Raw genomic sequence first — 14,261 nt, 5'->3', positions numbered from 1 at the left:
GGGGAGTCACTTTTCAGGCCAATAAAACGGGATGAACGGTTTGAAGTCAGCCCGGCTTGTTGAGATTGCACTGGTGGGCAAACGTTTCAGCCGACTGCTTCTCTTCCGGCAGGTAGAGCTTGTTGCGGTCCGTAAGATTTTTAAAATCGACCAGATGGGCATCAAATTCGGGGCCGTCAACACAGGCAAACTTGATCTCGTTGCCGATTGTAACCCTGCATCCGCCGCACATTCCTGTGCCATCCACCATAATCGGATTGAGGCTCACCATGGTTTTGATGTTGTAGGGTCGGGTAACTTCGGCAATCGCCCGCATCATCGGAATCGGTCCGATGGCAAGCACGTAATCAATTTTTTTACCCGAATCAATAAGCTGCTGGAGTTTCTGGGTGACAAATCCGTGAAAGCCGTATGAGCCGTCATCGGTTGTAATGTATGCTTCATCACTGACCGCATTCATCTCCTCTTCAAGGATAACCAGATCTTTTGATCGTGCACCGTTGATGGTGATGACATAATTGCCTCCCTCCTTGAGTGCTACAGCTGTCGGATAGGCAATGGCGGTGCCTACACCTCCGCCGATGCTGACGGCAGTACCGAATTTCTCGATATGCGACGGTGTGCCGAGTGGCCCGACGATATCACTGATGGTATCTCCGGCCTCTTTGCTGTTCAGCTCTCTTGTGGATTTACCCATTCCCTGGACAATGATGGTAATGGTTCCTTTTTCAGGATCAGAGCCTGCAATGGTAAGAGGCACTCTTTCACCGGTCTGGCCGACCCTGATCATGACGAACTGACCGGCTTTTCTTTTTTTGGCGATCCGAGGGGCCTCTATTTCAATTTTTTTGATATTTTCCGCTAAAAAAACTGAGGAGATGATTGTATACATTGGCTCTTCGATTTCGTATGATAGTGGAGACTTTTCGGTAAGGTGCAAAATTTTTTATTATAAGAATTAAATACACAATAAAAAAATCGTGCAGAAGGGAGCGGTCGTGGGGTTGCGGCTGTTTGTCTGCATATTGCGAGTAATCCTAACGTTTTTTTCATGCTCTTTATTGCTGATTATGGTGCAGGTAACCTTCGCTCTGTCCAGAAGGCATTTGATTTTCTCGGAGTCAGGGCCATGGTCAGCAGTGATCCGCGGAAGCTCTCCGGCTGCAGCAAGGTTGTACTACCCGGTGTCGGTGCGTTTGGCCAGGCGATAGAGACGCTCAACAGGAGCGGTTTCAGTGAGGCAATTCTGGAGCATGTCGACAAAGGGGGTCAGCTTCTCGGCATCTGCCTTGGTATGCAGCTTCTTCTTTCAGACAGTGAGGAGATGGGGGCATACAGGGGTTTGAACCTTGTACCCGGAAACGTGCTGCATTTCAGGAGCGAAACCGATAAAATTCCCCAGATTGGATGGAACTCCGTTGATCAGCAGAAGGAGAGTGTGCTGTTCCGGGGAGTTGCGGACCACACCTTTTTCTACTTTGTTCACTCGTTCTACTGTGAGCCGCATAGTACAGATGCAATTGCTGCGACAACCGGGTATGCCGGAAAAAATTTTTGTTCGGCCATTGAAAAAAATGGTATTTTTGCTGTTCAGTTTCATCCGGAAAAAAGTTCCGATGCAGGCTTGCAGGTGCTGAAAAACTTTGCCGAATGCTAAAACAGTTTTTTGATTCTTTCCTGGGCACATCTATCCATGGTCGCAACTCCCGATCTGGTCGTGATGCGAGGCGGATGGAGCCCCGATCCCGATGCAATCGCGGAACAAATTAATAGAGGTGCATGTATGTTGATCATTCCAGCCATAGATATCAAAGAGGGCAAATGTGTCCGGCTTACCCGAGGTGACTTTAACCAGAAAAAAATATATCTCGACAATCCCCGCGACATGGCGATCATCTGGCGCAAGCAGAATGCCAAGATGCTCCATATCGTCGATCTTGATGCCGCCCTAACCGGAGAGATGACCAACTTCGGGAAGATCCGGGAAATTGTTACTGATCTTGATATACCGGTACAGGTTGGCGGTGGCATCCGTTCGGTTGATGCTGTCAAGCGCTATCTTGATATCGGTGTCAGCCGGGTGGTTATCGGTTCAGCAGCAGTTACCGACCCGAAACTGGTTGAGACGCTCATGACCATTTACCGGCCCTCCCAGATAGTTGTCGGCATTGATGCTGAAAACGGCATTCCGAAAATCAAGGGTTGGACGGAGAGCAGCGGCCTTAAGGATTATGATCTGGCTCTTCGGATGAAGTCAATGGGTATTGAAAGGATCATCTATACCGACATCTCCCGTGATGGCATGATGCAGGGATTCGGTTATGAAAGCACCAAAAGGTTTGCCGAGCGGGCAGGGATGAAAATCACGGCTTCCGGAGGGGTTACCAATTCCGAGGATTTGAAGAAGCTTGCCGAGCTTACTCCGTATGGAGTTGATTCGGTTATTATCGGCAAGGCGCTCTACGAGTGTAATTTTCCCTGTCAGGAGCTGTGGTACGCCTTTGAAGAGGGTATTACGCTGGATCACAATTTTTCGACAGCACGGAAAAAATAGTTCCGTTTTTTTTGAGCCCCTCCCTATCCTTTTTTCCAACAGGGATAACAGAAAAACGTGCATAATCAGGATCAACAGTTGCCGCAGCAGATCGAGGCGCTCATTTTTGCCTCTGAAGAGGCTGTTACCATTCAGACCATTCGCCAGGTTACCGGCAGCGAGTTTGATTCTGCGGGATTGCAGTCGATAATTGACCAGCTCAACGCCGAGTATGAGTTTACAGGAAGAACATTTCGCATTCACCGGCTTGCCGGTGGTTATCGATTTCTTTCAACGCCTGAGTTTGCCGATACCATCAAAAAACTGCTTGCTCCGAAAATTCAGAGACGGCTTTCCCGATCAATTCTTGAAGTTCTTGCCGTTATTGCCTATAATCAGCCGGTGACCCGTGCAGAGATTCAACAGATCAGGGGGGTGAGTCCGGAGTATGCTCTGGATCGTCTGCTGCATAGGGGATTCATTGAGGTTCGCGGCAGGGCGGACACTCCGGGCAAGCCGCTGCAATACGGAACAACCAGGGATTTTCTGGATCTCTTTCACCTCCCGTCATTAAAGGATCTGCCGAAGCTGCGCGAGATCCGGGAAATTCTTCAGGAGAACGAGGAGCAGGAGTATCTTGCCCGTCCTGACGGACAGGAAAACGTTTTATCCGATTAAAGGGGATACGATATACGAGTATGAAAAACAGTACGAACAGTGAAGAGGTCAGAATAAACAGGTTTCTGGCTTTATGTGGCATAGCATCCAGACGGGCTGCCGACCAGCTTGTTCTGGAGGGGCGCGTTATGATAAATGGTACCGTGATTACCCAGCCGGGCACAAAGGTTAACCCCGACAAGGATGAGGTTATTGTGGATGGCCAGAAGTATGCACAGCCCGAGAGCAGAAAGGTCTATATCCTTTTCAATAAACCCCGAAACGTCATCTCCACAAGCAGTGATGAGAAGAGCCGGGAGATGGTTCTTGATTACATCGATGTCAAGGAGCGGGTTTTTCCGGTAGGTCGTCTTGACCGAAAGACTACCGGTCTGATTCTTTTGACCAACGACGGAACGCTGGCCAATAAACTCATGCATCCTTCGTCAAATGTAAAAAAAGAGTATATTGCGGTATTGGGAGAGAAATTCCCGGCAAGCATGCTGCCTCAGCTGACAGGAGGCATGCGCCTGAAGGATACCGGTGAAAAGGTCCGCCCGTGCAGGGCGAAACTGCTTGATGAGGGCCTGCAGGTGCTTTTGAGTATTCACGAGGGCAAAAATCATCAGGTCAGGAGAATGTTCGAGACCCTCGGTTATGAAGTTAAAAGGCTTGAACGGGTGGCTTATGCAGGGTTGACTATCGGCGAACTTCGCAGGGGAGAGTGGCGCTATCTGAGTCGCAATGAGGTACGGGAGCTCTATAAACTTGCTGAAAGCCCCTGAGCCGGTTTTATCAATGAATAAAACCTCATGGTCATGAAATTTCAGATACTTTTTCAGAAACATCATGCCATGAGGGTTATGATGTTTATTCTCCTTTTTCTTCTTCACGCTGTTTTCTCCCGCCCGGGTTTCAGTTCCGGCAATGATTTTCAGGAGCTTATCGACAAGGCCGAATCCGAAGGCAATATCGAGCGCCTGATTGAGGTGATTGAAGAGCTGAAAAAAAACAGAATCTCTCTCAATGATGCAGACGCGAGTGAACTTCGTCAGTTGCCATGGCTGACGGCGTCCGACGTCAATGCTATTCTTGCCCGTCGCCGGCAGAAAGGAGCGTTTCTTCTTGTTGAGGAGCTTGAGCCTCTTATCGGACAAGGGAAAACCGCTGCTATTGCGCCCTATATTATGGTGAAAGCAGTACGTTCGAGGCGTAAAATCGAACAGAGAGAGGGATTTAAAGGAACACTGTACAGTCGTTTTTTTCGGGAGACAACCGAGAGGGCAGGAGTGAGTAACGGTAATTACCGTGGAGGGAACAGCAAGCTTTACAATCGGCTGCAAGTCTCGGTTCCCCTTGTGAACGCCACTATTGTTCAGGAAAAAGATATCGGAGAGGCGGACCTTGCCGATTATACCTCAGTAAGTATCAATCTGCACGATGCCGGGATTATCAAGAGTGCTGTTTTCGGCAACTATACACTCAATGTCGGCCAGGGGCTGCTCATCGGCCAGGGGCGGTATTTTTCAAAAGGGTCTGATCCTGCTGGAAGTGTCAGGCTGTCATCAAAAATTTTGCAGCCCTATGCTTCGAGTTCAGAATACGGTTTCTTTCAGGGGGGCGCCGCGACCCTGAAGCTTGATCCATTGGAGATAACCCAGTTTTACTCGGTAAACCGGGTTGACGCACGTATCAACAGCTCCGGTGTTATCTCCAGTTTCGATGAAGCTGGTTATCATCGTACCGAACTTGAGGAGAGCCGCAAGGATAATGTCACTGAAACCGCTGTTGGAGCAAACCTGCGCTATCACTTTAATACCGGGAGCTTTCGTGGTCTTATAGGAGGCAGCATGCTCTACTACAGCTACTCCGAACCGATTGCACAGCTTGATCCTGATGGAACGGGCTCCAGGATCTCCTCTTCGAGCAGCTACAGTCTTGAAACTGATTGCTCACTGGGAAAGGTATCTCTTTTTGGAGAGACAGCTTTTTCTGAACGTCCTGCAGATCTCTCCTGGACGGCGGGCCTGGAGTATGAGTTGTTCCGGGGAGTCAATACGGTGGCAGCGTTGCGGCGCTATGGTGAGCATTACTTTTCTCCTTTTGCCGGTGCATTTGCTGAAAGGGGCAGCGGCGCGTCAAACGAGGATGGATACTATTTTGGAATCAGTGCAGAGCTCAGCAAGCGGGTTACTCTCGGAGCCTGTTATGACCGCTTTACCTTTCCATCTCTGAGTGGTGATTCGGATTATCCCTTCTCCTCCACCGGACATGACCTGAGAGGTTTTGCTTCATGGAAGGCTTTTTCGCCCGTAACCCTGAACCTGCAGCTTCAGGAGAAGTATAAGGAGGAGGCTCGCCTGCAGAGCCCGCAAGGATCATCCGGTATCTGGACCGCACTCCCTGTCAAAACAAGCAGGGCACGGCTTGATTGTGAAATCAGCCCCTCTCGACGCATCAGGTTCAGGAGCCGGGGAGAGGTTAAAAAAGTAGTGAACAGATTTCTTGACGGAGATGAAACATTTTATGGATGGCTGGTTTATCAACAGCTGCATGTTGAAACCGGCCGTTTGGTCTTCAAGGGGCGGATTACTCTTTTCAATACTCAAGATTATGATGCGGCACTCTATGCAGCCGAAGATGATCTTCCGCTGACCTCCAGCCTCGGGGTATATGACGGGCGGGGAAAATCCCTCTATCTCGTAGCGCTGTGGCAGGTTATGAAACAGATGAAGCTGGGGGCAAGATTCGAGAAGAGCTGGTATTCAGACCGGACGGTATACAGCACCGGGAACGACCTTCGTGCGACCAGTGCTCCCGGGTCAGTGCATCTTGGATGCATGCTCACCTTTTGAGCGGAGGCGCTCTTGCTTTTTCCTGCCCTTATTCCTTGCCGGCAGCTCTGGTCAGCCGGTCCCTGATTGCCCGGCCCAAACCTTCCGGCGAAGGGAGTTCACAGTAGATCACCCTGATACCTTCGGCATCGCACAACCGGAAAAAACGGAACAGTTCCCTGCCATACTCTTCCGGACTGATGCATTGCCTGGCAACCCTTACTCCTTCGGGTGGCCGGGAGAGACCGATATAGGCTGAATCCGGTTCGGCAGTTATCGGTTCAAGCGGAGTGCAAAGTACTATTGATGCTTTCGGTGCATAGTGCAGGTACTTTAATCCGGGGCTTTTGGGGCGGCTCTCTTTTCCGGTTCCGGTATTCAGTGTGATGCCGGGAACAACCTCCTGCAACGCTTCAAACGTGATAGCACCGGCCCGGAGCAGGACAGGGGAGGGTCCCGAACAGTCAACAATGGTCGATTCCAGCCCGATGGTGCTCATTTCTCCTTTCAGGATGCATGAAATCCTTCCGTCAAGATCCTTGAAGACGGCTTGCCAGCTTGTAGAACTCGGAAGCCCGGACAGGTTGGCTGAAGGAGCGGCGACAGGACCGCAGGCGAGTCGAAGAAACTTCCTTGCCACAGGATTTGCCGGGCAGCGTACCCCTACGGTATCAAGGCCTGCCGTGACGATGTCGGAGACGGATGGATTTTTTTTCAGTACGAGAGTCAGAGGACCGGGAAAAAAACGTTCAATAAGTTTTGTTGCGCTTTCATTGATCTCTGAGGCTACATCATCAAGCTGTTTGATGTTGTATATATGCACGATCAGAGGGTTGTCACCCGGCCGGCCCTTGGCCTGAAAGATTTTCCCGATCGCTTCCGGATGGCAGATACAGGCGCCAAGACCGTAAACGGTTTCCGTCGGAAAGGCCACTACACATCCCGAATTCAGAATGCGGGCGGCTTCTTCAGTTGAGTCAGTGAGGATGGTCTGCATGGTATTCTGCAATGAGCACTAAAGGCCGATGAAAAAAAATGCCAACGTTCCCGGCAGAAAGAGCATATAGCAGAGCGTTCCGAATGTTGCGCTGACAAGAGGGATTGAAAGGTTATCATCAATTCTGAAACTGCCAATCCGCAAAACAAAAGACTCTGTTACCGTTGCCACTAAAGCCATGGCAAATCCGATACCGGGATTGATTTCGGGAATGAACTTCATGATCAGAAGAGCAGAGAGAAAAAAAGCCATACTTCCTTCAATGCTTTTCTGGCCGAACCGGTGTTTTCCGAAAGCTTTTCCAATAATGGCAGCCAGGGTATCGGAGACGGCAACCATTGAGAATGCCGCGATGGCTATGATTTTTGGGAAAAAAAGAACCAGGAGCAATGCCGACAGGGTAATGCAGGTGGCTCCGTTCAGATGGTTTTTTTCTCCCTTGATCTCATGCGTTCTCAGCATGGAGTCAAATGTTTTGTGATACCATTTCGATACCGGTGGTACGAAATTTTTCAGGAGATCAACCAGAAAGAACCCGGCAAAAAGCGGCAGAAGCAAAAGAAGAGCAAGCTCCCTGGTGATAAAATAGTAGATGACCGGTATGGAGAGGGAGGAGAGGTGAATAGCTTTACGTGCTACTTCATAACGAAGTTCAAGCCGGTCGATTGCTTCCTTGTTAACAGGCATCATGTAAAAGTCGTGAAATAGTCATCATTAAACGGTTTCCTGAATGTCAACCGGCACAGGCAGGAATATACACTGAAATTTTCAAACCTTTTTCAACGCAAAAGCGGGTACCTCCTGCGGAAGGTTTATTTTGCCGTTTTCAACAACAGGTGAGGGGGCCAAAAGGAGTTCAGGGCGAGCAGGGACGAAGAAGAATATCAACCATGCAGGGCAACCACAAGGGATTGCCCCTACACCATTCAAAATCTCTTCATCTTGTCCACTTTTGTCCACCATTTCTTCGTCCACAGTGTCCACTTTCCCACTCTTCAACTCCGAAATTGCTCTAATTCTTGTATTTTGTTAGCGCTTTATTAAATCGTGACAAGCCCAACGGTATGACGAATGAAAAAATCAGGGTAGCCGCTATTGATCTCGGCACCAACTCTTTCCACATGATTATTGTTGAAGAGAGCAAAGGAAAGGGAATTGTTGAGATTGACCGGGTCAAGGATATGCTCTGTATTGGAAAAGGCAGTATCTCAACGAAAATGCTCGATGAAGAGGCTATGCTTTCGGGTATCGCCACCCTCAGGAAGTTTCTTGTACTGGCCACCCATCATGGCGTTGCATCCGAAAACGTTCTTGCCTTTGCTACCAGTGCCATTCGGGAAGCTAAAAATCAGGGTGATTTTCTCCGGCGTATCAGGGAGGAAACGGGTATAAAGGTTAAAGTCATCTCCGGAAGGGAAGAGGCTGAATTTATCTATTACGGGGTACGAAACGCAGTGAAGATTGGTGAAACTCCGGAACTTCTCTTTGATATAGGTGGAGGTTCCGTTGAATTTGTTATTGCTGATCAGCAGGGTGTACGGCTGCTTGAGAGCCGTAAAATAGGCGTCGCCAGAATGCGTGAGCGGTTTGTTCTCTCGGACCCGATTGATTCCGGCGATATCAAACTGCTTGAACAGTTTTTTGCAGCAGAGATGGTCTCTGCCGTTAACAGAGCGGCTGAACTTAATGTATCCAGAGCCATTGCATCCTCGGGAACAGCTCAGAATATTGCCCGCATGATTCGCTCGGTAAACGGTCTTGAGAGCGAAGTATCACTGAACAACAGTGCCTTTACCAGGGAGGAGTTTCTTGGACTCTACCACAGAGTGCTGCCGCTCAACGCCGTCAAAAGGCGAAAAATGACCGGCCTTGATGAAAAAAGGGTTGATCTGATTGTGCCGGGTCTGATTCTTGTCGATATGATTTTCAGACTGTTCAATTTAGAAGAGATTGTCATCTCCGATTATGCCCTTCGTGAGGGGATGGTGCTGCACTATCTCAGACATCTCCTGGAGAGCGAAATTCATGAGGGGATGATTCCGGGGCAGGATATCAGAAGGGAGAGCGTTTATGAACTCGGCTTCCGATGTGACTGGAACCAGGGGCATGCCGAGCAGGTGGCAGGACTCTCTTTGCAACTGTTTGATACGCTTGCCGCTCAGCACCAGCTTGAAGCGCCATACCGTGAACTTCTGGAGTACGCATCGCTGCTTCATAATATCGGGACCTTTATCTCCATCTCTTCGCATCACAAGCACAGCCAGTATATCATCATGAACGGGGAGTTGCGCGGGTTTTCCCCTTCGGAAATCGAGATTATCGGCCATGTTGCCCGTTACCATCGCAAATCCCCTCCTTCCGAAAAGAACCTGGCTTACAGTATGCTCAAGCCAAAACACAAGCGTGCCGTTGATGTGCTTTCAGGTATTCTCCGGCTTGCCAATGGACTTGAGCGGGGGCATCGCCAGAATGTAGAGTCGATTGAAGCAGAAGAGAAGGGCAAGGGGATTACGCTTTACCTGAAAACCCGTGTTGAGCCCGAAATTGAAATCTGGGCCGCCGACCAGCTCAAACCATGGCTGGAAAATGTTTTACAAAAAAAAATCACTCTTGCTGTGCACTGAAGGCAAAGGGATTGCCACTCTCGAGCAGCTTGCCGCTCTGATGTCAAGGGATGGTTCGATCTGGCTGGAATCCGCTTTCTGTAAGGGAGATGAGGGAGGGGCGCGGCTTTTTTACGATCCGCTGGAGATTGTAGAACTCAACTCACTTTCGGATATCAAACCCTTTTTCAGAAGACTCGAAAAAAAACTTGATGAAGGTTTTTTTCTCGCAGGTTTGATGAGTTATGAGGCGGGGTACGGGTTTGAACCGGCAATTTTTCCCGACCGGGCAGCAAATCTCCCCCCATCCCCATTGGCATGGTTTGGTGTCTACAGGGAACCCTGTCGTCTATCTGCCGAACAGGTAGCGCAGCTTTTTTCCGAATCTGCCGGACCGGGTAAGGCGGCCGGTCTTTCTGATCTCACCTTCAATCTTTCAGGGGAGCAGTATACCACCACAATCCGCAATATCCGGGAGGAGATAGCCGCAGGAAATCTCTATCAGGTGAATTTTACCGGACGGTATCGATTCTCTTTCGATGGAGATGTCCCGCTGCTTTTTTCCCGTTTGCGATCCCTGCAGCCCTCATCATATACCGCATGGCTCAATTACCGGGAGCGCATCACGCTCTCTTTTTCACCCGAGCTGTTTTTCATGCGGAGCGGCCCGGTTATTGAAACCATGCCGATGAAGGGTACCGCTCCGAGGGGCAGCTCCGGGGAGGAGGACAAAACCCTCAGAGAGAGGCTTGCACTTTGCCCGAAAAACAGGGCTGAGAATCTCATGATTGTTGATCTCCTTCGCAACGATCTCGGACGGATTTGCCAGCCGGGTTCAGTTGAGACCGGGGGACTCTTTGTGACCGAAACATGGCCGACCCTTCACCAGATGGTTTCGACTATTCGGGGTGAAGAGCGGGAGGATGTAGGGTTGTATGAGCTTTTCAGGGCACTCTACCCTTCAGGATCAATAACCGGAGCGCCAAAAATCAAGGCCATGAAAGTGATCCAATCCCTTGAGCCGGATCCTCGGGGGATCTACACCGGCACGATCGGGTATATCACTCCGGAGCGGGATATGCTTTTTAATGTGGCGATCCGTACGCTTGAACTTTCCGGAAGAGAAGGGGTATATGGTTCCGGCAGCGGGATTGTCTGGGATTCCGATCCGGAAGAGGAGTACCGCGAGTGCCGGCTCAAGGCGAAAATTCTTCAGGCTTCCATGAGCAGGGATATGATGCTGTTTGAAAGCCTGTTATGGGCCGGACACTATCACTGGCTTGATGAGCACCTTGATCGAATGGAAGCATCGGCAAGCGCGCTCGGGTTTCTTTTTGACCGGAGATCGGCACTTGCGCTGCTCGGCAGGCTTGAAGCGGAGTTATCCCGATCAGGAAGTCGCTTCAAGGTACGGCTCAATCTCTCCGCCGAAGGAGCGTTCAACGCTCTTCATGAGCCGGTAGCACAGAATGCTCTGGCCGGGCCGGTACGTCTCGCTCTTGCTGCTCACCCTGCAGACTCCTCAGAGCTTCTTCGCTACCATAAAACCACACAAAGAGAGCTCTACGACAGCTATTTTGCTCTTGCCCGGAAAAAGGGATTTGATGAGGTACTCTTTCTTAATGAGCATAAAGAGGTCACTGAAGGAGCGATCAGCTCTCTTTTTATCCGAAAAGGAAAGCAGTTCTTTACTCCTCCGATTCAATCAGGAATTCTGAACGGTATTTTTCGCAGCTACTTTCTCTCTACCAGGCCATCTGCTGCCGAAAAAGTGCTCACCCTCAAGGACCTGCGGGATGCTGATATGATCTATATCGCAAATTCAGTTCGCGGTTTGAGGCTGGCGGTTTTCAATGGTGATGAAATTCTCTTGCAGACGAAGGGTTGATGCTGCCGTTAAAGAGCTGTATATTACTGTATGTTAATACTATAAAAAGGGAGAACTCTTTGTTGTTGTGAGCTTTACCCGCGATGGAAGAACAGATAAATTTGCTATTCCCGAAACATTTTACCGATTTCCACAATGCGTGACCACACTCCTGACTTTACCATGCATGAGCTCTCCGGTGAAAACAAGGCGCTCATCCGGAACACCGTTCAGCAGCTCTTCGAAAAGCTTTCCGGTGACGGCAAACTGACCGGCGATACTCTTCTTGAGTTCTGGATTGAAGTTCCCGGTCAGAAGCGTCCGCGAGGAACATTCAGCGGTGGTTTTCTGATGCCGGACAGTTTTATTTATATCAGCGACTACTTTCAGCCGGATGCAAACGCGCTGAAGCCGTCACGTGAATATGAGGCTCAAGGTCAGTGCCTTGATAAGGTCTGGGATGATCTTCTTGATGAGCTTTTCTATCAGGTTGAGATCTTCACTTCACCGGTTTTCCCGGCAAAAGGGGTAACGCTTGAACTCTGGGCAGGCAACCGCCAGCGTCCTGAAGGCGAATGGGTTTACGCTGTTGACCGCAAGATAGAGCTGCATTGAAGAGATTCCGGATTTTGAATGCTGTATTTTGGATTGCCCTCCCCCCGTGTCATCCCGAACTGAAAGGAGGGATCTGATTGCGGTAAAAGGAGATCCCTCTCTGCGTTCGGGATGACAAGAAAAAATCGGGAAGACAATTTTGGATTGAACTGTAGGGGCGAACCTGCGTGTTCGCCCTTCCGGGATAAAATTTCTCTTCATCCTTGTAGTCCCTGTAGTCCTTTAAGTCCTTTTAGCTGTGCAATTGAGCGTATTCGCACACAAAGGAGAGCGGGCAGCATTGGCATTCGGGTTTTTTTGCCTTGCAGGTGTAGCGTCCGTGCAGCAGGAGATAGTGATGAAAGTCAATAACCCACGCTTCGGGGATGATTTTCATCAGTTCGGTTTCAGTCTCTTCCACTTTCCCTGTCTTTACCAGTCCGATTCTGTTTGAAACCCGGTGAACATGTGTATCAACGGGCATGACCGGCTGGCGGAAGGCATTGCTCAGCACAACGTTGGCGGTTTTTCTTCCTACTCCGGGAAGGCTTTCAAGCGCAGCTCTTCTGTCAGGAACTCTGCCTTCGTATTCGTTGACCAGAATTCTGCTGACTTCAAGGATGTTTTTTGCCTTGTTGTTGAAATAGTTGATAGAGCGGACAAGGTTTTTAACCTCATCCAGCTCCATGCGGCTCAGCGAGTTGGCATCCGGAGCAACCTTGAACAGTTCACGGGTAATGACGTTGACCTGCCGGTCGGTTGACTGGGCGGCAAGGATTGTCGCGATCAGCAACTGAAAGGGGTTTTCGTATTTGAGTTCGCTTTTCGGGTTCGGGTATCGGTTTCCCAGCACCTCTTTCAGCAGGACGATTTTTTCTTTCGGAGTCATACAGGTCAACTTTCAAAACCAAAATCTTTCATAAGTACAGTAAATCATGAACGTCCCCCTCTCCCCTCCCCGTCAACTCCCGGTTTCTGTTTTCTGAACCTTGGCGGTTGAGTGGTCAATAAGTCCGCGTCCGTTTTTATGGACTTTTCCCTCGGCTTTCAGTTCATTGAAGATGGCGTCAAGAATTCCGTTGACAAACTTGCTGCTTTTGTCGGTGCTGGTGAATTTTTTTGCGATTTCGATCGCTTCATTGATCGAAACCTTGGGAGGAATATCCTCGCAGTAGAGGATTTCAGCAAGGGCCATGCGAAGGATGTTCTTGTCGATAATCGCAATGCGGCTCATATCCCAGTTAAAGGTGTGCTTGGCAATGTACTGGTCAATCTCCTCGCGGTTCTCCTTGACGCTTTTCAGAAGCAGATTGAAAAATTTCATGGCGTTGGCATCATCAAGGATCTCCTGCGTTAAAAGCCATCCGGCAGCAGAGTCTATATCGGTCTCTCTGATTTCTATGGTATAGAGTGCCTGTAAAATCTTTTCACGGATTTGTCGACGGTAGGTCTTCATAAAAGAGCAATTAGTTGATTTTTGTTCGGAGTATCTCACTGATAACAAGATCGGTCTGGCATAAGTTTTCCAGTACCACATCCGGTTTGTGTTTTTTCAGCTCCTCCGTTGAATAGGTTCCGGTTGCAACGGCAATAGACCTGGCATTATGCGTTCTGGCGCACGAAATATCATGCTCTGTGTCGCCGATAATAATGACATCATCCTCTGAAAACCTCCGCCCGGTCATCCGGTAAGCCTTTTCAACGGCGACCGGCGGCAGGGCGTTACGGCTTTTTGCGTCATCAGCAAAAGCACCGAAGGGAAAATAGTGGTCGATGTACGGCAGGCGAAGCTTATGGCGCCCCGACTGCTCAAAATTTCCGGTCAGAAGGCCGAGCATCAGTTCCGAACGAACCGACAGCTCATCAAGCAGCTCCCTGATTCCCTCCATCAGGGTGACATCCTCTGCTTTGGCACAGCTCCTGAACATCTCGATATAGGTTGCCTTTGCCAGCTCAAACTTCCCTGCAATATCCGCTTCGCTCAGTCCGGCGCTGCCGAGCACTTCATACATAATGACACTGTCCATCTTGCCGGCAAAGTTGTGAGTTCCCGTACTACCTTCAGTGCCGTAGACCTCTTTAAGCGCATCGCCAAGGACAGTTCGGTTGATCCTTCCAACCGAGAGCAGTGTTCCGTCAATGTCAAATAACACCAGTTTCCTGAGCATCCCCTCTT

Annotated in this window: 15 protein-coding genes; 8 read left to right on the top strand and 7 right to left on the bottom strand. The window is 49.7% G+C overall.

The window, feature by feature from the left end:
- Positions 1-46: 46 nt before the first annotated feature.
- Positions 47-892 (bottom strand): sulfide/dihydroorotate dehydrogenase-like FAD/NAD-binding protein, encoded by an 846-nt coding sequence (locus tag BOO20_RS08360; protein ID WP_076792012.1) that lies wholly within the window; start codon positions 890-892, stop codon positions 47-49.
- Positions 893-1,051: 159 nt separating this feature from the next.
- On the opposite strand from BOO20_RS08360, the gene hisH reads away from it, so the two are divergent.
- The 5 genes from hisH (at position 1,052) to BOO20_RS08335 (ending at position 6,045) form a co-directional block, all read left to right on the top strand.
- Positions 1,052-1,657, top strand: a complete 606-nt coding sequence (gene hisH / locus BOO20_RS08355) for an imidazole glycerol phosphate synthase subunit HisH (protein WP_076792010.1) — start codon at positions 1,052-1,054, stop codon at positions 1,655-1,657.
- Positions 1,658-1,783: 126 nt separating this feature from the next.
- Positions 1,784-2,554 (top strand): 1-(5-phosphoribosyl)-5-[(5-phosphoribosylamino)methylideneamino]imidazole-4-carboxamide isomerase, encoded by a 771-nt coding sequence (gene hisA / locus BOO20_RS08350; RefSeq protein ID WP_076792008.1) that lies wholly within the window; start codon positions 1,784-1,786, stop codon positions 2,552-2,554.
- A 57-nt stretch (positions 2,555-2,611) separates the two neighbouring features.
- Positions 2,612-3,211: an SMC-Scp complex subunit ScpB gene (gene scpB, locus BOO20_RS08345; RefSeq protein WP_076792007.1), complete on the top strand. Its 600-nt coding sequence runs from the start codon at positions 2,612-2,614 to the stop codon at positions 3,209-3,211.
- A 20-nt stretch (positions 3,212-3,231) separates the two neighbouring features.
- Complete coding sequence (locus BOO20_RS08340; protein WP_076792005.1) at positions 3,232-3,975, top strand: pseudouridine synthase; 744 nt, start codon at positions 3,232-3,234, stop codon at positions 3,973-3,975.
- A 33-nt stretch (positions 3,976-4,008) separates the two neighbouring features.
- Positions 4,009-6,045 (top strand): helix-hairpin-helix domain-containing protein, encoded by a 2,037-nt coding sequence (locus BOO20_RS08335; protein ID WP_233120931.1) that lies wholly within the window; start codon positions 4,009-4,011, stop codon positions 6,043-6,045.
- Between the two features lie 28 nt (positions 6,046-6,073).
- Here the strand turns inward: BOO20_RS08335 and BOO20_RS08330 are convergent, their stop codons facing one another.
- The 3 genes from BOO20_RS08330 to BOO20_RS08320 form a co-directional block, all read right to left on the bottom strand.
- A complete protein-coding gene (locus tag BOO20_RS08330; RefSeq protein ID WP_076792003.1) occupies positions 6,074-7,021 on the bottom strand; it encodes an L-threonylcarbamoyladenylate synthase in 948 nt (315 codons plus the stop codon).
- A gap of 18 nt (positions 7,022-7,039) precedes the next feature.
- The gene (locus tag BOO20_RS08325; RefSeq protein ID WP_076792001.1) at positions 7,040-7,711 is read right to left on the bottom strand and encodes a diacylglycerol/polyprenol kinase family protein; all 672 of its coding nucleotides are present in this window, start codon (positions 7,709-7,711) and stop codon (positions 7,040-7,042) included.
- 78 nt (positions 7,712-7,789) lie between these two features.
- The gene (locus BOO20_RS08320) at positions 7,790-7,996 is read right to left on the bottom strand and encodes a hypothetical protein (protein WP_144277139.1); all 207 of its coding nucleotides are present in this window, start codon (positions 7,994-7,996) and stop codon (positions 7,790-7,792) included.
- An 89-nt stretch (positions 7,997-8,085) separates the two neighbouring features.
- Between BOO20_RS08320 and BOO20_RS08315 the strand changes: the two genes are divergently transcribed.
- The 3 genes from BOO20_RS08315 to BOO20_RS08305 all read left to right on the top strand — a co-directional run bounded on the left by BOO20_RS08315 (position 8,086) and on the right by BOO20_RS08305 (position 12,106).
- Entirely contained in the window at positions 8,086-9,645 is a 1,560-nt protein-coding gene (locus BOO20_RS08315) for a Ppx/GppA phosphatase family protein (protein ID WP_076791998.1), read from the top strand.
- The gene (gene pabB / locus BOO20_RS08310) at positions 9,632-11,512 is read left to right on the top strand and encodes an aminodeoxychorismate synthase component I (RefSeq protein ID WP_368665434.1); all 1,881 of its coding nucleotides are present in this window, start codon (positions 9,632-9,634) and stop codon (positions 11,510-11,512) included. Before BOO20_RS08315 ends, pabB begins: the two co-directional genes overlap by 14 nt.
- Before the next feature lie 135 nt (positions 11,513-11,647).
- Positions 11,648-12,106 (top strand): hypothetical protein, encoded by a 459-nt coding sequence (locus BOO20_RS08305; protein ID WP_076791995.1) that lies wholly within the window; start codon positions 11,648-11,650, stop codon positions 12,104-12,106.
- A 232-nt stretch (positions 12,107-12,338) separates the two neighbouring features.
- Here the strand turns inward: BOO20_RS08305 and nth are convergent, their stop codons facing one another.
- From nth to BOO20_RS08290, 3 genes are all read right to left on the bottom strand, one after another.
- Complete coding sequence (gene nth, locus BOO20_RS08300) at positions 12,339-12,974, bottom strand: endonuclease III (RefSeq protein WP_076791993.1); 636 nt, start codon at positions 12,972-12,974, stop codon at positions 12,339-12,341.
- A gap of 72 nt (positions 12,975-13,046) precedes the next feature.
- Positions 13,047-13,541 carry a transcription antitermination factor NusB gene (gene nusB, locus BOO20_RS08295; protein WP_076791992.1) on the bottom strand — a complete coding sequence of 165 codons (495 nt, stop codon included), beginning with the start codon at positions 13,539-13,541 and terminating at the stop codon, positions 13,047-13,049.
- Positions 13,542-13,551: 10 nt separating this feature from the next.
- A complete protein-coding gene (locus tag BOO20_RS08290; protein ID WP_076792054.1) occupies positions 13,552-14,253 on the bottom strand; it encodes an HAD family hydrolase in 702 nt (233 codons plus the stop codon).
- Between the last annotated feature and the right edge of the window lie 8 nt (positions 14,254-14,261).

The sequence above is a fragment of the Chlorobium sp. KB01 genome (genome assembly GCF_001975465.1).
GTDB lineage: Bacteria > Bacteroidota > Chlorobiia > Chlorobiales > Chlorobiaceae > Chlorobium.
The sequence above is the reverse complement of the archived record's forward strand: the minus strand, read 5'-3'. Positions and strand labels throughout refer to the sequence as shown.